Annotated in this window: 18 protein-coding genes; 12 read left to right on the top strand and 6 right to left on the bottom strand. The window is 70.4% G+C overall.

Annotation, left to right across the window (positions count from 1 at the left end):
• Positions 1 to 33: 33 nt before the first annotated feature.
• A complete protein-coding gene (glnE, locus tag ASG87_RS06790) occupies positions 34 to 2,874 on the bottom strand; it encodes a bifunctional [glutamate--ammonia ligase]-adenylyl-L-tyrosine phosphorylase/[glutamate--ammonia-ligase] adenylyltransferase (protein ID WP_056002775.1) in 2,841 nt (946 codons plus the stop codon).
• 123 nt (positions 2,875 to 2,997) lie between these two features.
• Between glnE and ASG87_RS06795 the strand changes: the two genes are divergently transcribed.
• Positions 2,998 to 4,902, top strand: a complete 1,905-nt coding sequence (locus ASG87_RS06795; protein ID WP_056002777.1) for an LTA synthase family protein — start codon at positions 2,998 to 3,000, stop codon at positions 4,900 to 4,902.
• 233 nt (positions 4,903 to 5,135) lie between these two features.
• Here ASG87_RS06795 and ASG87_RS06800 read toward each other — a convergent pair whose 3' ends face one another.
• From ASG87_RS06800 to ASG87_RS06820, 5 genes are all read right to left on the bottom strand, one after another.
• Positions 5,136 to 5,996 carry a class I SAM-dependent methyltransferase gene (locus ASG87_RS06800; protein ID WP_056003047.1) on the bottom strand — a complete coding sequence of 287 codons (861 nt, stop codon included), beginning with the start codon at positions 5,994 to 5,996 and terminating at the stop codon, positions 5,136 to 5,138.
• Positions 5,997 to 6,037: 41 nt separating this feature from the next.
• Entirely contained in the window at positions 6,038 to 6,385 is a 348-nt protein-coding gene (locus ASG87_RS06805; RefSeq protein ID WP_056002779.1) for a glyoxalase/bleomycin resistance/dioxygenase family protein, read from the bottom strand.
• 1 nt (position 6,386) lies between these two features.
• Positions 6,387 to 6,563: a CopG family transcriptional regulator gene (locus tag ASG87_RS06810; RefSeq protein ID WP_056002781.1), complete on the bottom strand. Its 177-nt coding sequence runs from the start codon at positions 6,561 to 6,563 to the stop codon at positions 6,387 to 6,389.
• Positions 6,564 to 6,846: 283 nt separating this feature from the next.
• On the bottom strand, positions 6,847 to 8,490 hold the full coding sequence (gene groL / locus ASG87_RS06815; protein ID WP_056002784.1) for a chaperonin GroEL: 1,644 nt from the start codon (positions 8,488 to 8,490) through the stop codon (positions 6,847 to 6,849).
• A 125-nt stretch (positions 8,491 to 8,615) separates the two neighbouring features.
• Positions 8,616 to 8,909, bottom strand: a complete 294-nt coding sequence (locus ASG87_RS06820) for a co-chaperone GroES (protein ID WP_056002787.1) — start codon at positions 8,907 to 8,909, stop codon at positions 8,616 to 8,618.
• Between the two features lie 227 nt (positions 8,910 to 9,136).
• Here ASG87_RS06820 and cutA point away from each other — a divergent pair, with 227 nt between their 5' ends.
• The 11 genes from cutA (at position 9,137) to ASG87_RS06875 (ending at position 18,236) form a co-directional block, all read left to right on the top strand.
• Positions 9,137 to 9,463 (top strand): divalent-cation tolerance protein CutA, encoded by a 327-nt coding sequence (gene cutA / locus ASG87_RS06825; RefSeq protein ID WP_056002789.1) that lies wholly within the window; start codon positions 9,137 to 9,139, stop codon positions 9,461 to 9,463.
• Between the two features lie 331 nt (positions 9,464 to 9,794).
• The gene (locus ASG87_RS06830; protein WP_056002792.1) at positions 9,795 to 11,999 is read left to right on the top strand and encodes a protein-disulfide reductase DsbD; all 2,205 of its coding nucleotides are present in this window, start codon (positions 9,795 to 9,797) and stop codon (positions 11,997 to 11,999) included.
• On the top strand, positions 11,999 to 12,520 hold the full coding sequence (locus tag ASG87_RS06835) for a TlpA disulfide reductase family protein (RefSeq protein WP_326937884.1): 522 nt from the start codon (positions 11,999 to 12,001) through the stop codon (positions 12,518 to 12,520). Before ASG87_RS06830 ends, ASG87_RS06835 begins: the two co-directional genes overlap by 1 nt.
• Positions 12,521 to 12,663: 143 nt before the next feature.
• Positions 12,664 to 13,122, top strand: a complete 459-nt coding sequence (gene aroQ, locus ASG87_RS06840) for a type II 3-dehydroquinate dehydratase (protein WP_056002799.1) — start codon at positions 12,664 to 12,666, stop codon at positions 13,120 to 13,122.
• Between the two features lie 56 nt (positions 13,123 to 13,178).
• Positions 13,179 to 13,652 (top strand): acetyl-CoA carboxylase biotin carboxyl carrier protein, encoded by a 474-nt coding sequence (gene accB, locus ASG87_RS06845; protein ID WP_056002802.1) that lies wholly within the window; start codon positions 13,179 to 13,181, stop codon positions 13,650 to 13,652.
• Positions 13,653 to 13,668: 16 nt separating this feature from the next.
• On the top strand, positions 13,669 to 14,052 hold the full coding sequence (locus ASG87_RS06850; protein ID WP_056002806.1) for a four helix bundle protein: 384 nt from the start codon (positions 13,669 to 13,671) through the stop codon (positions 14,050 to 14,052).
• Between the two features lie 46 nt (positions 14,053 to 14,098).
• Complete coding sequence (accC, locus tag ASG87_RS06855) at positions 14,099 to 15,466, top strand: acetyl-CoA carboxylase biotin carboxylase subunit (RefSeq protein WP_056002813.1); 1,368 nt, start codon at positions 14,099 to 14,101, stop codon at positions 15,464 to 15,466.
• Between the two features lie 128 nt (positions 15,467 to 15,594).
• The gene (locus tag ASG87_RS06860; protein ID WP_056002815.1) at positions 15,595 to 15,864 is read left to right on the top strand and encodes a hypothetical protein; all 270 of its coding nucleotides are present in this window, start codon (positions 15,595 to 15,597) and stop codon (positions 15,862 to 15,864) included.
• Positions 15,865 to 15,912: 48 nt separating this feature from the next.
• A complete protein-coding gene (prmA, locus tag ASG87_RS06865; protein WP_056002818.1) occupies positions 15,913 to 16,812 on the top strand; it encodes a 50S ribosomal protein L11 methyltransferase in 900 nt (299 codons plus the stop codon).
• A 94-nt stretch (positions 16,813 to 16,906) separates the two neighbouring features.
• Positions 16,907 to 17,746 (top strand): zinc-ribbon and DUF3426 domain-containing protein, encoded by an 840-nt coding sequence (locus ASG87_RS06870; RefSeq protein ID WP_056002821.1) that lies wholly within the window; start codon positions 16,907 to 16,909, stop codon positions 17,744 to 17,746.
• Positions 17,747 to 17,954: 208 nt separating this feature from the next.
• Complete coding sequence (locus ASG87_RS06875) at positions 17,955 to 18,236, top strand: helix-turn-helix domain-containing protein (protein WP_082582801.1); 282 nt, start codon at positions 17,955 to 17,957, stop codon at positions 18,234 to 18,236.
• The last annotated feature ends 124 nt before the right edge of the window (positions 18,237 to 18,360 follow it).

An 18,360-nucleotide genomic window follows, 5' to 3' on the forward strand; every position in this document is an offset into this window, starting at 1 on the left:
ATGCAGTCCGACAGGGAGACTTTGAACAGGCTCTCAGAACGCGAAACCGAGCGCGCCGGTCACTTCGCGCACGCTCGCGCATAGCTGCTCCAACGCCTCGTCGCGCGGGGCGATGCGCGAGCGCAGGTCCAGCGTGCAGGCCAGCGCGCGCTGCAGCAGGTCGGCATGCGCCACGGCGAGGATCGCGGCCTGGTTGGCGTCGAGCAGGCCGGCCGCGCGGCAGGCCTCGATCAGGCCCGCATTGGCGGTGGTGCCCAGCAGTTCGGGCGATCCCGCCGCATGCGCCAGCACCAGCCCCTGCAGGGCGAACTCGATGTCGAGCAGGCCGCCATGGCCCTGCTTCAGGTCGAACCGGGCCGCATCGGAACGGTCGCGCTCCGCGCGCCAGCGCTGGCGCATGCTGCCCACCTCGGCCAGCACGGCATCGTGCTTGCGCGGCACCGCGAGCACGGTGCGCCGCACCTCGGCCAGCTCCGCGTTGAGCGCGGCATCGCCGGCCACCGGGCGCGCACGCAGCAGGGCCTGGTGCTCCCACGTCCACGCGCGGCCCTGCTGGTATGCGACGAAGGCGTCCAGGCTGCCGACCAGCAGGCCCTTGGAGCCGTCCGGGCGCAGCCGCGTATCGACCTCGTACAGGCGCCCGGCGCGGGTCAGCACGGTCAGCCAGTTCATCACGCGCTGGGCGAGCCGCTGGTACCAGCGCGAACCCTCCAGCGGCCGCGCGCCGTCGCTCATCGCATGCGCGCGCCTGCCGTCGTAGACGAACACCAGGTCCAGGTCGGAGGCGAAGCCGAGCTCCTCGCCGCCGAGGCTGCCGTAGCCGAGCACGGCGAAGCCGGAGCCCTCGCCTGGCAGGCGCCCGTGCTGCGCGGCCAGCTCGCGCTCGGCCAGCGCGGTCACCGCGATCACTACCGACTCGGCCAGCGCCGCCAGCCGGCGCGCCGTGGCCACCGCGTCGGCGCGGCCGTCGTTGAAGGCGAGGCCGAGCCGGAACGCGTTGCTGGCCTTGAATTCGTTGATGCGCTCCAGCTCCGCCTCGGCCTCGCGCTCGTCCAGCGTGCCCAGCACGCGCGCGATCTCGGCGGTGATGTCGGCGCGCTTGAGCGGCAATTGGTCGATGCGCGGATCGAGCACGTCGTCCAGCAGCAGCGGCTGCGCGATCACCCGTTCGGCCAGGAAGGCGCTTTCGGCGAACAGCTTCGCCAGCCGCAGCCGCGCGGCGGGCTGCTCCTCCAGCAGCGCCAGGTACGACGAGCGCCGCGCCACCGCCTGCACCAGCCGGCACAGCCGCAGCAGGCACGGTACCGGCGCGGCGCTGGCGCGCGCGGCGGCGAACAGTTGCGGCATCAGCCGGTCCAGCCGCTCGCGCGAGCGCGCCGACATCGCGCGCACGGTGGCCGCCTGCGGCAGTTTGAGCAGGCATTCGGCCAGGTCGGCGCCGGGCACGAAGCCGGAATGCTCCAGCGCGGATGCCTCCAGCGACTCGGCGCAGACCTGCTGCCACAGCGCGGCATCGGCCACCGCGACGCTGGCGCTGCGGCCGCCCTCGGGCATCAGCACCGCGGCGAACTCCTCGCTGACGTTGGCGCGATGGCGCGCCAGCTCGGTCGCCAACTGCTCCCAGTCGGCGAGGCCGAGGCCGCGCGCGATGCGTTCGCGGCTGAGCGCGTCGTCGGGGATGTCGTGGGTCTGCGCGTCGCGCAGCATCTGCACGCGGTTCTCGACCCGGCGCAGGAATACGTAGGCCTCGCGCAGCGCCTTCGCCCGCGACGCCACGATGTGCCCGCGCGCCTCGCACGCGGTCAGCGCCGGCAGCAGGCCGCGCACGCGCAGCGACGGCTCGCGGCCGCCGCGGATCAGTTGGGTCAGTTGCACGATGAACTCGATCTCGCGGATGCCGCCGGGGCCGAGCTTGAGGTTGTCGGCCAGGTCCTTGCGCGCGACTTCCGCGTCGATCAGCGCCTTCATCTCGCGCAGGCCGGCGAAGGCGGTGTAGTCGAGGTACTTGCGGTACACGAACGGGCGCAGCAGCTCCTGCAACTGCTTGCCCGCGGCGCGGTCGCCGGCCACCGGGCGCGCCTTGATCCAGGCGTAGCGCTCCCAGTCGCGGCCCTCGCTCTGGTAGTACTGCTCCATCGCCGCGAACGACAGCGCCAGCCGGCCGGCGTTGCCGAACGGGCGCAGGCGCAGGTCGACCCGGGCACAGATGCCGTCGACGGTGGGCTCGTTGAGCAGCCGCACCAGTTGCCGGCCCAGCCGCACGAAGTACTCGCTGTTGTCGAGCGCCCGCGCGCCGTCGCTCTGCCCGCCGCGCGGATAGGCCAGCACCAGGTCGATGTCGGAGGAGAAGTTCAGCTCGCCGCCGCCGAGCTTGCCGAAGCCCACCACCACCAGCCGCTGGCGCTCGCCGTCGCCGCTGTGCGCATGGCCGTAGCGCCCGGCCAGCATGCGCTCGGACCAGTCCAGCGCGGCGCCCAGCAGGGCCTCGTACAGCACGCTGGTCGCCGACAGCGTCTCAGGCAGGTCGTCCAGGCCGTTGACGTCGCGGAACACCAGCCGCAGCGCCTCGGCGTGGCGGAACCGGCGCAGCGCCGCGAGGCAGGCCGCCTCGTCGTCGGGCAGCTTCAGCGCCTCGATCCGCGCGGCCGCGTCGCCGCCGGCGCGCAGCCGCTCCAGCCCGGCCGGCGCCAGCAGTTGCGGCTGGCGGCACCAGACCTCGAAGGCGAAATCGCTGGCCAGCAGGGTGCGGCGGATCCGCTCGGACACGCCGGCATCGTCGTGCAGCGGCACGCCGGCGGCGCGGCAGCGGGCCGAAAGCTCGGCATAGCGGTCGTCGATCAGCGCCTGTAGCGCCGGGGATTCAGTGGCAGGCATCGGGCCATTGTGCCGCAGTGCGGCGCATCATGAACCGGCAGCAACCCGGGGTCCGGCTCGAACAAATGATTCATTTCCGTCCCGTTACAGTCCAACATCCAAGCCATGACAGCCGGGACTGCCATGCCGAACACCGTACCTGCGAACACGAACGACAAGCGCGCGGCGCTGGGCCGCGTGGCGCTGCTGCTGCTGGCGAGCCTGGTCTTCACGCTGCTGACGGGCCTGGTCGACGGCGGCATCGGCGTGTCGCCGCAGCGCCTGCTCGACCAGCCGCTGTTCCTGCTGGCCAACGCGTGGCCCGGCCTGCTGGTGGCCAGCCTGCTGCTGGTGCTGACCCGGCGCCTGGTGCTGTCGTTCGGCCTGGTGTTCCTGTTGCAGGGGCTGGTCTACGGCGTCAACGCCCTGAAGGTCAGCAACCTGGGCACGCCGCTGATGCCGGCCGATTTCCGCATGGTCGGCCAGTTGCGCAAGGGCGGCGCGCACCTGCTCGGCGGCTACCTGCCGCACAGCCCGTGGCCCTACCTGGCGCTGCTTGCCGGCGTGCTGGCGGTGATCGCGCTGTGGCGCTACGAGCCGCCGCTGTTCGCCCGCCGCACCCACGGCAAGCGGCTGGCCGGCGGCATCGCGCTGGCGCTGGGCCTGGCCAGCCTGTTCGGCGGCGCGCAGGCCTGGGCGAAGCTCTACAACGGCCAGAAGCTGTGGCTGGAGCCGTGGTCGGCCAGCTCGACGGCGACCCACTCGGGCCTGATCAGCTCGCTGATGATGTTCCACCTGCAATACGGCCACGGCCAGCGCAAGGCCGACCCGGACGCGGCGAAGCAGTTGATCGGCCGGATCGACCCGGCCCTGCGCGAGCGCCTGCAGGCCGCCTCCCCCAGCCCCGGCGAGCGGCCGGACATCGTGGTGGTGCAGAGCGAATCGTTCTTCGACCCGTCCATCGTGAAGGGCTACGAGCACAGCGATTTCACGCCGAACCTGAAGCGGCTGGCCAGGCACGGCAGCAGCGGCCCGCTGCACGTGCCCACCTTCGGCGGCGGCACCATCCGTACCGAGTTCGAGGTGCTCACCGGCCTGTCGCTGCGCTACTTCGACGAGCTGCAGTTCCCGTACCTGCAGATGAACAACAAGGTGGTGCCGGGCCTGGTGCGCACGCTGCGCTCGCACGGCTACGAGACCGTCGCCATCCACGGCAACGATCCCGCGTTCTGGAACCGCAACACCGCGTTCAAGGCGATCGGCTTCGACCGCTTCGTGTCGCAGTCGGCGTTCCCCAAGGGCTCGCCGAACGACGGCATGTACATGGCCGACAGCGCGATGACCGACGAGATCATGGCCCAGCTGGAGAACGCCGGCCCGCCGCAGTTCCTGTTTGCGATCAGCATCGAGGCGCACGGCCCGTACGACACCACGCCCAGCGACACCGCCGCGCGCGACGCGATCCCGGTGCCGGATGGCATCACCGGCAAGGACAAGCTGGAGCTGCAGAACTACCTGTTCCACATCGGCCACGCCGACGCCGAACTGGGCCGGCTGGCCAAGCTGCTGGCGCAGCGCGAGCGCCCGACCCTGCTGCTGTTCTACGGCGACCACCTGCCGGCGCTGAGCAACAGCTACCAGATCGCCGGCTTCGTCGACGACGGCGACATGCTGAGCGAGCCGGGCACCTGGCTGCTGATCGATCCCCGCAACCCCGGCAAGGCCGAAGAGCAGAGCCTGGCCTCCTGGATGCTGCCGGGCAAGCTGCTGGAGCAGGCCGGCATCCACGACGACGCCTACTTCGCGCTGACCCAGGTGCTGGCGCCCGAACTGGCCTCGCTGACCCGTGCGCCGGGCGCGCCGCAGCAGGAAGTGGACGCGGCCGAACAGCAGACCGACCGCGAGATGGCCAGCGTGGCAATGCTGCAGTTGAAGGGCAAGCTGGGCAAGCTGCTGCCCGCGTCCGTCCAGCCGACGACGACCGAGGTCCGCTATGCCAACGGCTCGGATCGCATGATGGAGGCCGCCGCGAACGGCGCCCGCCAGTAAGATCCGCAGCACGCCTGCCGGCGAGGACACGCTCCTTCCGTGTGCGCCCGCGATGTCAGGCATCGGATCGTCGATGCGGCACGTTCGATGATGCGCGTAGGCAACAACGCCCGTGATGGCGGCCCGCCCGTAGCCGGCGATGCCGGCGCCGGCAACCGCGCGGACGCAGGCGGCTGCGGCCAGGAACTCGCGCGGCATGCACTACGCGCCGGAGCCGCTATCGCCACCTCCGGCTAGACGCTCGCCAGCAGCAGTTCCTCCGAATTCTCCGGCGGCCTGAGGCCATCCTGCCTGCCCGCGAAGTAGCGTTGGGCAAGCGCAGCGGCCGACACGTGCCGGACCTCCCTGAAGCCCGCTTCGCGGGCCAGCGCCAGCATCTGCGCCGGCGTGAAGAAGCTGACGAAGGGCGTCCCGCTTGCCTGCGCGCCGCGTACCGCCAGTTCCAGCCCGGGACGCGCCTCCGGCTCCGCGAGTTCCAGCGGCAGCAGGAAGGTCATGGCGAGCGTCGTCCCCGGGGCGAGCATCGCCACCTGGCGCAGGGTGGCCGCAATGGCGTCGCGGGTGAGGTACATGCTGACGCCGGCGGACGCCACGACCGCGGGCCGTGCGGCGTCGAAGCCCGCCTCGGCCAGCTTCCGCCACCAGGCGTCGCCCGCCTCGAAGTCGACCGGCACGAAATGCAGCCCCTCCGGCACGCCAAGGCCCAGCTCGGCCAATCGCTGCCGCTTCCACGCCTGCGGGCCGGGCGGATCGACCTCGAATATCCGCAGGCGCGAGGCGATCTCCGGCCGGCGCTGGGCGAACGTGTCCAGCCCGGCGCCGAGGATGACGTACTGCTCGACGCCCAGGCCGGCCCGTTCGGCGACCAGGTCCTCGATGAAGCGGGCGCGCGCCACGATGGCCGCGCGGAAACTGCGGGTGAACCGGGGCTCCATGTCCGGACGGTTGCGCCACCCGGCTTCCGGCGCCGCCAGTTGCAGCCCGACCCGGTCTTCGAGCACGTGCGGCGGCGGATCGGCCTCGAGGTGCAGGGCGCGCCACAGGGCGACCCGCACCGCCGTGCTGTCCGGGATTGCGGTTGGCTTGTCAGGCATGCGCTTGTCCGTGTCCGGCCGGAACGTGGAATCGACCCGGCTCAAGCCTGCCTGCCCGGTGCCTGGATTCTCCAGATGCGCCCGTCGGGATCGCGGACCGTCATTTCCCGGGTTCCCCAATGGGTGTCCTCGAACGGCGTGACCACCTCGACCGCGCTTTCGGGCTGGAAAGCGTCGGCATCGGCGATCTTCAGCACGGGATGCGCCTCGGGCGGCTGGCTCTCGGGAATCTCGGCGATGAAAAGATAGGGGCCGGCGCCACTGCGAAGCTGGCCGGAGTGATGGTCGGTCTCGAATTCCAGGGTGAAGCCCAGCGTCTGAAAGAACCTGGCCGCCTTCCCCCAGTTGTGGGTGGTCAGGAAGATGGCCTCGATGCCCTCGGTCACCATGTCATTGCTCCTTCTGCGGATATGCGCCGTCGCTGCCACCGGAGGCGAGGTAGGCGCGCAAGGCCTCGGCCACCAGCGCCGACAAGGACAGTTCCGACTCGATGGCGTAATGCTTCACCTGCCGGATCAATCCGACCGGCAAGTACACGTTGAACTGTTTGACGTCCTCATTGGCCATGAGGCTATATTGCTAGCAATATAGCTTGCTGTCAATGATGCCGCGCCAAAGCGGCACACAGGCGATTCGTCACACGGGCGATTCACCGAAGGCACGATGCGCCGACCACCACTCGCCCGCCTCGCGCAAGGCCTGTTGCGGGAAAGCGCGGGAGCGCATCCGCGCCGGCGACCGGCGATGCGCCCGCCGTCTTGGGCGACAGCCGCTTGCGCCAAAAAGAAAGCCCCGCACGAGGCGGGGCTTTCGATCGCACTTGGCGCGGAGGCTTTGCAGCCCCGGGGGCTCAGAAATCCATGCCGCCCATGCCGCCCATGCCGCCGGCGGGGCCGCCGTGGCTGTGCTCTTCCTTCTTCGGCAGCTCGGCCACGATCGCCTCGGTGGTGATCGCCAGGCCGGCGACCGACGAAGCGTGCTGCAGGGCCGAACGGGTGACCTTGGTCGGGTCCAGGATGCCCATCTCGACCATGTCGCCGTACTCGCCGCTGGCGGCGTTGTAGCCGTAGTTGCCCTTGCCTTCCTTCACCTTGTTCAGCACCACGCTCGGCTCTTCGCCGGCGTTGGCGACGATCGCGCGCAGCGGCGCTTCCAGCGCGCGGCGGGTGATCGCGATGCCCAGGTCCTGATCGGTGTTGTCGCCCTTGAGGCCTTCCACGGCCTTCAGCGCGCGGATCAGCGCAACGCCGCCGCCCGGGACCACGCCTTCCTCGACGGCCGCACGGGTAGCGTGCAGGGCGTCTTCGACGCGGGCCTTCTTTTCCTTCATCTCGACCTCGGTGGCGGCGCCGACCTTGATGACGGCCACGCCGCCGGCCAGCTTCGCCACGCGCTCCTGCAGCTTCTCGCGGTCGTAGTCGGAGGAGGTCTCCTCGATCTGCGCCTTGATCTGGCCGATGCGCGACTGGATGCGCTCGGCTTCGCCGGCGCCGTCGATGATGGTGGTGTTTTCCTTGGTGATCACCACGCGCTTGGCGCGGCCCAGGTCGTTGATCGTGGTCTTCTCCAGCGACAGGCCCACTTCCTCGGACACGACCTGGCCGTTGGTGAGGATCGCGATGTCCTCGAGGATCGCCTTGCGGCGGTCGCCGAAGCCCGGCGCCTTGACGGCGGCGACCTTGACGATGCCGCGGATGGTGTTGACCACCAGGGTGGCCAGCGCCTCGCCTTCCACTTCCTCGGCGACGATCAGCAGCGGCTTGCCGGCCTTGGCGACGGCCTCCAGCACGGGCAGCAGCTCGCGCACGTTGGAGACCTTCTTGTCGTGGATCAGGATGTACGGGTCGTCCAGCTCGACCTGCTGGCTCTGCTGGTTGTTGATGAAGTACGGCGACAGGTAGCCGCGGTCGAACTGCATGCCCTCGACCACGTCGAGTTCATTGTCCAGGCCCGAGCCTTCCTCGACGGTGATCACGCCTTCCTTGCCGACCTTCTTCATCGCGGTGGCGATGATGTCGCCGATGGCGCTGTCGGAGTTGGCCGAGATGGTGCCGACCTGGGCGATCGCCTTGTCGTCGGCGGTCGGGTTGGACAGCTTCTTCAGCTCGCCCACGGCGGCCGTCACGGCCTTGTCGATGCCGCGCTTGAGGTCCATCGGGTTGATGCCGGCGGCCACGGCCTTGAGGCCTTCCTGGATGAACGCCTGCGCCAGCACGGTGGCGGTGGTGGTGCCGTCGCCGGCCACGTCGGAGGTCTTGGAGGCGGCTTCCTTGACGATCTGCGCGCCCAGGTTCTCGTACTTGTCGGACAGCTCGATCTCCTTGGCGACGGACACGCCGTCCTTGGTGATCGTCGGGGCGCCGAAGCTCTTCTCGAGCACGACGTTGCGGCCCTTCGGGCCGAGGGTGACCTTGACCGCGTTGGCCAAGGTGTTCACGCCCTTCAGGATGCGCGAGCGGGCGTCTTCGCCGAAGCGGACTTCTTTGGCTGCCATAAAATTTTTCCTTGAAAAATTTTGAAATTGAGTAAGGGGAAAGCTTGCGAAAGCGTCGCAAGAAGGAGCCGAAGGCGACTGGCGTGCGCGGTTTTTCTTTTCTCGCGCTCAGCCAATCAAGCCGATCAGCCCTCGATGACCGCCACGATGTCGTCTTCCTTCAGGAAGACCAGCTCTTCGCCGTCGATCTTGATTTCCTGGCCGGCGTACTTGCCGAACAGCACCACGTCGCCTTCCTTCAGCGACATCGGACGGACCTTGCCGTCGCTCTGGATCAGGCCGGTGCCGGCAGCGATGACCTTGCCGCGGGTGGGCTTCTCGGTGGCGCTGTCGGGGATGACGATGCCGCCTGCGGAGACGCGCTCCTCTTCCAGGCGCTTGACGATGACGCGATCGTGCAACGGACGCAGTTTGCTCATGGACGGGACTCCAGCTTGGGGTTTGTTGGACGGAAAAGCGGACCGGACCGGCGCATTGTTAGCACTCGATGCCGATGAGTGCCAATTCTAGCGCCGCAAAGCGCCTCTGCAAGAGGTCCGACCGGCGACTGGACCTGCAATGGGGGAGCGGACGGCGCCTTTCAAGGCCCGCGGGTCCGGGGCTTGCCGGCGCGCTACGCTAGCGGTCCCGCCAGCGATCCACCGCCATGTCCGACGACGACGTCCTGCTCTGCTTCTGCACCTGTCCCGATGCCGCCAGCGCCGGCAGGCTGGCCGAGGCACTGGTCGGCGAGGCGCTGGCCGCCTGCGTGAACCGGCTGCCGGGCGTCCGCTCGACCTACCGCTGGCAGGGGGACGTGGTCACCGACAGCGAGGAACTGCTGCTGATCAAGACCACCGCCGCCCGCTTCGAGGCCCTGCGCACGCGCCTGCTCGCCCTGCATCCATACGAGCTGCCGGAGCTGGTGGCCGTGCCGGTGGAACGCGGCCATGCCGCCTATCTGGACTGGGTGCGCGCCGGCGTCGCCGGCTGAACCGGGCCGGAGGCGCGGCCGCGGCCGGCGGCGGCCGCGACGCGGCGGCGAACGCCGCCATCGATCCGGCGACCTTCTGGCTAGTGTGCCGCTGGTCGCAACGCTTCCAGCGCGGCGGCCAGGCCATCCTCCTCTGCGCGTGGGCAGGCGGCCGCGCGACAACCTTAGCTCAGCGTGGCGCTCACCGCCGGGCCGCTGCCCTTAGCGCCCCGGCAGCCGGAACGGGCATGACGCCGCATACCCGGCCCGCGGCCGGAAGCTGGGCCATAATCACCCCTATACGCGCCTGCCGGTACGCACCCGCGCGCGATCCCTACCCGCTGGAGCTGCGATGCGTTCCTCCCTGCACGGCCGCCTGGCCTCGTACCTGTTGATCCTGCTCGCCGCGCTGGCTGCCGCGCCGGCCGCCTCCGCGCAGGACGTCGACGATCTGCTGCCGGTGACCGAGGCCTACAAACTCAGCGCCGACGCCTCCACCCCGGGCGTGCTCAAGCTGCACTGGACGATCGCGCCGGACTACTACCTCTACCGCGGCCGCATGAAGTTCAAGGGCGGCGACGGTGTGACCCTGGGCGAGGCACGGTTGCCGGACGGCGAGAAGCACCACGACGAATACCTGGGCGACGTGGAGACCTACCACCACGGCGTCGACGCCACCCTGCCCTACAGCGTCGCCGCCGGCACCGGCCGGCTGAAGCTGAGCGTGCAGTACCAGGGCTGCCATGAGGTCGATCCGAAGATCTGCTACCCGCCGCATACCGAGCAGCTCGACCTGCCGCTGCCCGCCGGCACGGCCGCCGCGGGCGATGCGGCGGCCGGCGCGGGCACCCTGGGCGCGGCGCTCAAGCAACTGGGCAGCAGCGCCGCACCCGCCGCGGCCGGCATGGACAGCGCCCCGCTGCCGGCCGAGCAGGCGTTCCGCTTCGAGGCGCTGGCGCAGAACCCGCGCCGGCTGCTGCTGCGCTGGACGATGCCGGACGGCTACTACCTGTACCGCGACCAGACCACGCTCAAGCTCAAGGACGCACCCGGCCTCAGCCTCAAGCCGGCCTGGCCGGCCGGCACCGCGCACCACGACGAGCATTACGGCGACGTCACCGTGTATTTCGGCCAGCTCGAACTGCCGGTGGCGGTGGAGGGCGACCTCGCCGGCCGCAAGCAGTTGGCGCTGGAGGCCAGCTTCCAGGGCTGCCAGGAAGGCGGCCTGTGCTACCCGCTGATGACCCGCGCACTGACCGTCGAGCTGGGCAGCGCGACGCCCACTGCCGGCACCGCCGCCATGCCGGCCCCGGAGTCGCCACCCGCCGGCGCCGCGGGTCCGTTGCAGGTCAGCCTGCTCGCCGCGCTGCTGCTCGCGCTGGGCGGCGGCCTGGTGCTGAACCTGATGCCGTGCGTGCTGCCGGTGCTGTCGATCAAGGCGGTCGGCGTGCTGGAAAGCGGCGAGAGCCCGGCCGCGGCGCGCCGGCACGCGCTGTACTACACCGCCGGCGTGCTGCTCAGCTTCGCTGCGCTGGGCGTGGGCATCGTCGTGCTGCGCTCGGCCGGCCACGCGCTGGGCTGGGGCACCCAACTGCAGCAGCCGCTGCTGGTCGGCATCCTGGCCCTGGTGATGCTGGCGGTGGGCTTGTCGATGTCTGGCATGGTCCAGTTCGGCGCTTCGCTGGGCAATACCGGCGCCGCGCTGGCCGGCCGCACCGGCCCGGCCGGCGATTTCTTCACCGGCGTGCTCGCGGTGGTGGTGGCCAGCCCCTGCACCGCGCCGTTCATGGGCAGCGCGCTGGCCTATGCGTTCGCCGCACCGCTGCTGTCGGCGCTGCTGGTGTTCCTGGCGCTGGGGCTCGGGCTGGCGCTGCCGTTCCTGGCGATCGGCTTCGTGCCCGCGCTGGCGCGCCTGCTGCCGCGCCCCGGGCGCTGGATGGAAACGCTCAAGCAAGTGCTCGCGTTCCCGATGTACCTCACCGCGGCCTGGCTGGCCTGGGTGCTGGCCAACCAGCGCGGCGCCGACGCGGTGGGCCTGCTGCTGGTGGCCGCCGTGCTGCTGGCGATGGCCCTGTGGTGGTTCGAGCGCAGCCGCGGACGCGGCGGCCTGGCGCGCGCCCTGGTGGTGGTGCTGGCCGTGCTCGTCGCCGTGCCGCTGTACTACCTCGCCCAGGTGCAGCGGCCCAATGCGGCGGCGGCCAAGGTCGATGGCACGGTCGCCTACTCGGCGGAGAAGCTCGCCGAACTGCGCCAGGCCGGCACGCCGGTGTTCGTCGACATGACCGCCGACTGGTGCGTCACCTGCAAGGCCAACGAGCACACCGTGCTCGACACCGACGCCTTCCGCGCGCTGCTCAAGCGCACCGGCGCGGTCTACATGAAGGGCGACTGGACCGACGTCAACCCGGCCATCAGCGCCTTCCTGCAGCAGTACCACTCGCCGGGCGTGCCGCTGTACGTGGTGTTCCCGAAGCACGGCGGCGAAGGCAGGCAGTTGCCCACCGTGCTGACGGCGTCGCTGGTCGAGCAGGCCTTGACCGCGGCGGCCGCGGAATGATGAGCCGGGCCAGTTGGCTGATCCTCGGCCTGGCGGTGCTCGCCGCCGCGGCCGGCGGCTGGCTGCAGCATGCCTCGCGGCAGAGCCGGGCCGGCACGGCGGTGGCCGGCCGGCCCGGCCCCGACCTGCGGCTGCGCGACCTCGACGGCCGCCCGCACCGGATCGCCGACTACCGCGGCCGGCGCGTGCTGCTGAACCTGTGGGCCAGTTGGTGCACGCCCTGCCTCAAGGAAATGCCCGCGCTGGCGCGGGCCCAGGCGAAGTTCGGCGAACGCGGGGCGATCGTCGTCGGCATCGCGATGGACGAGCCCGACCGGGTGCGCGCCTTCCTCGCCCGGCACCCGGTGAACTACCCGATCCTGCTGGGCGCCCCGGATACCTCGCGCCAGCTCGGCAACGAACCCGAACTGCTGCCCTACAGCGTGCTGCTGGATGCGCAGGGGCGCATCCTCGCGACCCGCCGCGGCATGCTCGATGACGCCCTGCTCGACCGCTGGCTGGCCGCCCCCGACGGCGGCTGAGCGAAGCGCGACATACGCCGGCGCACAGTCTAATCCGGGCTTCTCCGCCGATCTGCGCCGATCTGCGCCGAACTGGACAACATCCCTCGCTGCGCGCACACTGCGCCGGTCCGGGCTGCCCCGGCGGTGCCAAGGTAAGAAGCGTGGCGAAGATCCTGGTCCTGCACGGACCCAACCTCAATCTGCTGGGTTCGCGCGAGCCGGAGGTCTACGGCCACGACACCCTGGCCGACATCGACGGCCGCCTGGCCGCCCGCGCCGCCGAGGCCGGGCACGCGCTGGACAGCTTCCAGTCGAACGCCGAGCACGCCCTGATCGAGCGCATCCACCAGGCGCGCGACGAGCGGGTGGCGCTGATCCTGATCAACCCCGGCGCATTCACCCATACCAGCATCGCCCTGCGCGACGCCCTCGCCGCGGTGGCGATCCCGTTCATCGAGGTGCACCTGAGCAACGTGCACGCGCGCGAGCCGTTCCGGCGCCATTCGTACCTGGCCGACCTCGCGGTCGGCGTCGTCTGCGGCTTCGGCGGCGACAGCTACTCGCTGGCGCTGGAAGCGGCGATCGGCCGGCTCGGCCGCCCCGCGCCGACGGCACCCTAGATTCCACCCATCTCACTTCATGCCGCCCCGCGCGGCACCTGACAGAAGGCCATCCCATGGATCTGCGCAAGATCAAGAAGCTGATCGACCTGCTCGAGGAATCCAACCTCGCGGAACTGGAAATCAAGGAAGGCGAGGAAGTCGTGCGCCTGTCGCGCGTGCCCAAGGGCATGACCCAGCTGGCCCCGGCACCGGCCGCCGCGCCAGCGCAGATCGCCAGCGCGCCCGCCGCGGCCGCGCCGGTGGCCGCCGCGCCGGCCGCCGAGGCGCCCGCGGCCGCCGCCGCGCTGCCCGCCGGCCACGTGGTGAAGGCGCCGATGGTCGGCACCTTCTACGCCTCCGCCACCCCGGGCGCGCCCGCCTTCGTCAAGGTCGGCCAGCAGGTCAAGGCCGGTGAGACGCTGGGCATCATCGAGGCGATGAAGATGTTCAACCAGATCGAGGCCGACGTGGCCGGCACCGTACAGGCCATCCTGATCGAAAACGGCCAGCCGGTGGAATTCGACGAACCGATGTTCGTGATTGCCTGACGGCCGGGAATAGGGAATGGAGAATGGGGAATCGTTCAAGCGACCGCACGAGGATCTGCATGTATGGCAAGACGCCATGCACTTGGTCGAAGCGATCTACCAGTTCTCCTCAAATTTTCCCGACACTGAGCGTTTCGGCTTGACGTCGCAGATTCGCCGCGCGGCAATCAGCATCCCATCGAACATCGCGGAAGGCGCTGGACGCCGTTCCAGACTGGAGTACCAGCGCTTTCTCTCGATCGCCAGGGGCTCGCTGTCGGAGTTGGATACTCAGTACCAGGTCGCGATCCGGTTGGGCCTTGCACGGGCATGCCAGCCCACGAGTGATCTCATCAACCGCGTTTTCGCAAGACTCACTGCACTGCTCAACGCACTCGACAAGCCCAAGGGGGCGCGATGAATACGATGTTGATCTTCCCATTCCCCATTCTCGATTCCCGATTCCCATGCTAGAAAAAGTCGTCATCGCCAACCGCGGCGAAATCGCGTTGCGTGTGCTGCGCGCCTGCCACAGCCTCGGCATCAAGACCGTGGCGGTGCACTCCACCGTGGATCGCAACCTCAAGCACGTCGGCCTCGCCGACGAGTCGATCTGCATCGGCCCCGGCCCGTCGGTCGACAGCTACCTCAACATCCCGCGCATCATCGCCGCGGCGGAGATCACCGACGCCCAGGCGATCCATCCGGGCTACGGCTTCCTCTCCGAGCGCGCCGACTTCGCCGAGCAGGTGGAGCAGTCGGGCTTCGTCTTCATCGGCCCGACCGCCGACGTGATCCGCCTGATGGGCGACAAGGTGGAGGCGATCCGCGCGATGAAGGCCGCCGGCGTGCCGTGCGTGCCCGGCTCCGGCGGCCCGCTCGGCGACGACGTCGACGCCAACATCAAGATCGCGCGCGAGATCGGCTACCCGGTGATCATCAAGGCCGCCGGCGGCGGCGGCGGCCGCGGCATGCGCGTGGTGCGCACCGAGGCCCACCTGGGCAACGCCATCACCATGACCAAGTCGGAAGCCAAGGCGGCGTTCGGCAACGATCAGGTGTACATGGAGAAGTTCCTGGAGAACCCGCGCCACGTGGAGATCCAGGTGCTCGCCGACGGCCAGGGCAACGCGATCCACCTGGGCGAGCGCGACTGCTCGATGCAGCGCCGCCACCAGAAGGTGGTCGAGGAGGCGCCCGCGCCGGGCATCACGCCGGAGCAGCGCGCCGCGATCGGCAAGGTCTGCGTGGACGCCTGCCTCCGCATCGGCTATCGCGGCGCCGGCACCTTCGAGTTCCTGTTCGAGAACGGCCGCTTCTACTTCATCGAGATGAATACCCGCATCCAGGTGGAGCATCCGGTGACCGAGCTGATCACCGGCATCGACCTGGTGCGCGAACAGCTGCTGATCGCCGGCGGCGAGAAGCTCTCGATCCGGCAGGAAGACATCGTCATCACCGGCCATGCGATCGAGTGCCGCATCAACGCCGAGGATCCCGACACCTTCATGCCCAGCCCCGGCACGGTGAAGCGCTTCGAGGCGCCGGGCGGCCCCGGCGTGCGCGTGGACACGCACCTGTACGACGGCTACCGCATCCCGCCCAACTACGATTCGATGATCGGCAAGCTGATCGTGCACGGCCCGGACCGCGACACCGCCATCGCGCGCATGCGCATGGCGCTGGCCGAAACGGTGATCGAAGGGGTCAAGTGCAACATCCCGCTGCAGCAGCGCATCATGGCCGACGCCGGCTTCCAGCACGGCGGCCAGAACATCCATTACCTGGAAAAGCGCATGGCCGAGCAGAAGGAAAAAGCCGCCGGCGGCGGCTGAGGCCCCGCCGGCGGGCCGCCCCGGCGCGGCCCGCCGACCTGCAACGTCCATGCTCGAGCTGCTGACCCTGCGCGAAGCGATCGACGCCGTCACCGCCGCCTTCGACGAAGGCGACGGCTGGGACCGCTATGCCTGGCGGCGCGATCGGCGAGCCTTCCTGCCGCCTGTACCTCTCGCACGCCGAGGACGAGGAAGCCGCGCTGATCGACGACCACGGCGAGGCGCTGCCGCCCTTCGCCGCCGACCAGCGCCTGCGGCACTTCCTCGCGGCGGCCGATTTCGCCGAGGTGCTGGCCGTGCAGCGCAGCCGCGAACCGCGTTCCGGCCTGGCCGACTTCGCCCGCGCGCTCGACCACTACCACCGCCACGACGCCTTCCTCGGCACGCCGCCGGGCTGAACGCGCCATCCTCCGGCGACCGCGCCGGCCTTCCGCAGGATCCCCACCATGCCCTGGCTTGAACTCTCGCTCACCGTCCGTGCCGAACAGCAGCCCCGCGCGGAGGAGGCGCTGGACGACCTCGGCGCCCTGTCGATCACGCTGCAGGACGCGGACGCCGAAACGCCCGACGAGCAGGCGATCTTCGAGCCCGGCGTGGGCGAGCTGCCGCTGTGGCCCACGATCACCCTGAACGCGCTGTTCGAGGCGGACACCGACCGGCGCGGGCTGGGCGAGGCGCTGGGCGAGCTGCTGCCCTGGCTGGAGCCGGCGCACCTCGCCTTCCGCGAGGTCGCCGACGAGGACTGGGAACGCGCCTGGATGGACCAGTTCAAGCCGATGCCGTTCGGCCGGCGGCTGTGGATCTATCCCTGGAACATCGAACCGCCGGCCGGCGACGACATCGTGGTGGTGCGGCTCGACCCCGGCCTCGCCTTCGGCAGCGGCACCCATCCCACCACCGCGCTGTGCCTGGAATGGCTGGATAGCCTCGACCTGGCCGGCAGGACGGTGACCGACTTCGGCTGCGGCTCGGGCATCCTCGCCATCGCCGCGCTGAAGCTCGGCGCCGCCAGCGCCGCCGGCGTGGACAACGACCCGCAGGCGCTGGTCGCCTCGGCCGACAATGCCGGGCGCAACGGCGTCGCCGGACGGCTCGCGCTGTACCTGCCGGAGGATTTCGCCGGCGCGCCCGCCGACGTCTTCGTCGCCAACATCCTGGCCGGCCCGCTGGGCGAGCTGGCGCCGACGTTCGCCGCCGCCGCCAGGCCCGGCGCGCCCTTCGCCATCTCCGGCATCCTCGACGGCCAGCAGGACGAGCTGCTGCAGCGCTACGCCGAATGGTTCGACGAACTGCGCGTGGACACGCGCGAGGATTGGGTGCGCATCAGCGGGCGCCGGCGCGCTTGAGCCAGGTCTCACCCGCGCCGACCCGGGTGCCGCCGCGGGTGATTTGTCGCGGACGCTGCACTAGGCTTGCCCGATCCCGGACGTAACGGACCGCATGTATACGCAATGCCCCGAATGCCTGACCGTGTTCTCGCTGGACGTGCATGTGCTGGTCCAGGCACACGGGCACGTCACCTGCGGGCATTGCGGCGCCGGCTTCGACAGCATCGCCACGCTCACCGGCCAGTTGCCGCCGGAACCGTTCATGGAACTGGTGCCGAACGAGCAGGCGCTGCAGCCGCCGCGCGTCGAGCTGGCCGTCTACCGCCCCCGCGCCGATGCGCCGGCGGCGGCCGCCGAGGCCACCGGGGAGCCCGCGGCCGCCGCGGAGGATTTCACCCAGTTGGTCTTCGCGCCGCGATTCGCGCGCGAATCGCGCAAGCCGCGGCGCGAACGGCGCGCCCGCCCCCGGCGCGAGCGGCACGGCGAGCGGCGCTGGCCGTGGATCGTGGTCTGCCTGGTGCTGCTGCTCCTGCTCGGCGTCCAACTGGCCTGGGCCAAGCGCGACGCGCTGATCGCCGATCCGCACGTCGGCCCCTGGCTGCGCCGCAGTTGCCAGAGCCTCGGCTGCCGGCTGCCGCTGGTGCAGGACGTGCGCCAGTTGCGGCTGGTCGCCCGCGACGTGCAGGCGCATCCCAGCGTGGGCGACGCACTGATGATCAGCGCCACCGTGCGCAACACGGCCGCGTTCGCCCAGCCTTACCCGGTGGTGACCCTGGTGCTCTCCGACGCCGCCGGCAAGCGGGTGGCGATGCGGCGGCTGCGGCCGTCCGAATACCTGGGCGACGACGCGCTGCAGCGCGCGGGCCTGGCGCCTGGCGCGAACGCCGCGCTGCTGTTCGAGGTCGAGGACCCGGACGGCAAGGCGGTGGCGTTCGAATTCGGCTTCGAATAGCGGCGATTTCGGACTCGTCCGATGGACGGCGCAGGCATCTTCCGGCCTGCGATGCAAGCACTTAAATTTATCCACACGCGCGGGTACACTCGACCCCTTCGCAACGGCCACCCACCGGCACGATGCGCCCGCCGCCTTCCGCGGCAACCAGCAAAAACCATGGCAGTGGCCCACGTAGCCGCTGCGTCGCAAGTTGAGAGGGAATGCCGTGAACGCCGTCAGACTGCCTGCTTCCGAGGCTGCCCGCGAGACCTCGTCGCAGAGCGCGCTGAGCGAATGCGTCAGCCGCACCGTGCGCCGCTATCTGGCCGACATCGGCGACACCGCCTGCGACGAGGGCCTGCACGCGCTGGTGATCCGCGAGGTGGAAGGCCCGCTGCTGCGCGAGGTGCTGGCGTTCCACGACGGCAACCAGAGCCGCGCCGCCGTCGTGCTCGGCATCAACCGTGCCACCCTGCGCAAGAAGCTGGCCCAGCACGGCCTGCTCTGATCCCGCGCGGCCTCCGGCCTCCGCGCAACGCCTTGCATTCGGGCGGATAGACGTCCAAACCCAATCGCGCGGCCCCGGCCTCCGGCCCCGGCCGGCTCGGCTATAATGCGCGGTTTCACCGCCT

Source organism: Frateuria sp. Soil773, from assembly GCF_001428405.1.
Lineage (GTDB): Bacteria > Pseudomonadota > Gammaproteobacteria > Xanthomonadales > Rhodanobacteraceae > LMSL01.

Coding starts and splice junctions, on each gene's coding strand:
- glnE (WP_056002775.1), bottom strand. CDS start 2,874: ATGCCTGCCACTGAATCCCCGGCGCTACAGGCGCTGATCGACGACCGC.
- ASG87_RS06795 (WP_056002777.1), top strand. CDS start 2,998: ATGCCGAACACCGTACCTGCGAACACGAACGACAAGCGCGCGGCGCTG.
- ASG87_RS06800 (WP_056003047.1), bottom strand. CDS start 5,996: ATGCCTGACAAGCCAACCGCAATCCCGGACAGCACGGCGGTGCGGGTC.
- ASG87_RS06805 (WP_056002779.1), bottom strand. CDS start 6,385: ATGGTGACCGAGGGCATCGAGGCCATCTTCCTGACCACCCACAACTGG.
- ASG87_RS06810 (WP_056002781.1), bottom strand. CDS start 6,563: ATGGCCAATGAGGACGTCAAACAGTTCAACGTGTACTTGCCGGTCGGA.
- groL (WP_056002784.1), bottom strand. CDS start 8,490: ATGGCAGCCAAAGAAGTCCGCTTCGGCGAAGACGCCCGCTCGCGCATC.
- ASG87_RS06820 (WP_056002787.1), bottom strand. CDS start 8,909: ATGAGCAAACTGCGTCCGTTGCACGATCGCGTCATCGTCAAGCGCCTG.
- cutA (WP_056002789.1), top strand. CDS start 9,137: ATGTCCGACGACGACGTCCTGCTCTGCTTCTGCACCTGTCCCGATGCC.
- ASG87_RS06830 (WP_056002792.1), top strand. CDS start 9,795: ATGCGTTCCTCCCTGCACGGCCGCCTGGCCTCGTACCTGTTGATCCTG.
- ASG87_RS06835 (WP_326937884.1), top strand. CDS start 11,999: ATGAGCCGGGCCAGTTGGCTGATCCTCGGCCTGGCGGTGCTCGCCGCC.
- accB (WP_056002802.1), top strand. CDS start 13,179: ATGGATCTGCGCAAGATCAAGAAGCTGATCGACCTGCTCGAGGAATCC.
- ASG87_RS06850 (WP_056002806.1), top strand. CDS start 13,669: ATGGAGAATGGGGAATCGTTCAAGCGACCGCACGAGGATCTGCATGTA.
- accC (WP_056002813.1), top strand. CDS start 14,099: ATGCTAGAAAAAGTCGTCATCGCCAACCGCGGCGAAATCGCGTTGCGT.
- ASG87_RS06860 (WP_056002815.1), top strand. CDS start 15,595: ATGCCTGGCGGCGCGATCGGCGAGCCTTCCTGCCGCCTGTACCTCTCG.
- prmA (WP_056002818.1), top strand. CDS start 15,913: ATGCCCTGGCTTGAACTCTCGCTCACCGTCCGTGCCGAACAGCAGCCC.
- ASG87_RS06870 (WP_056002821.1), top strand. CDS start 16,907: ATGTATACGCAATGCCCCGAATGCCTGACCGTGTTCTCGCTGGACGTG.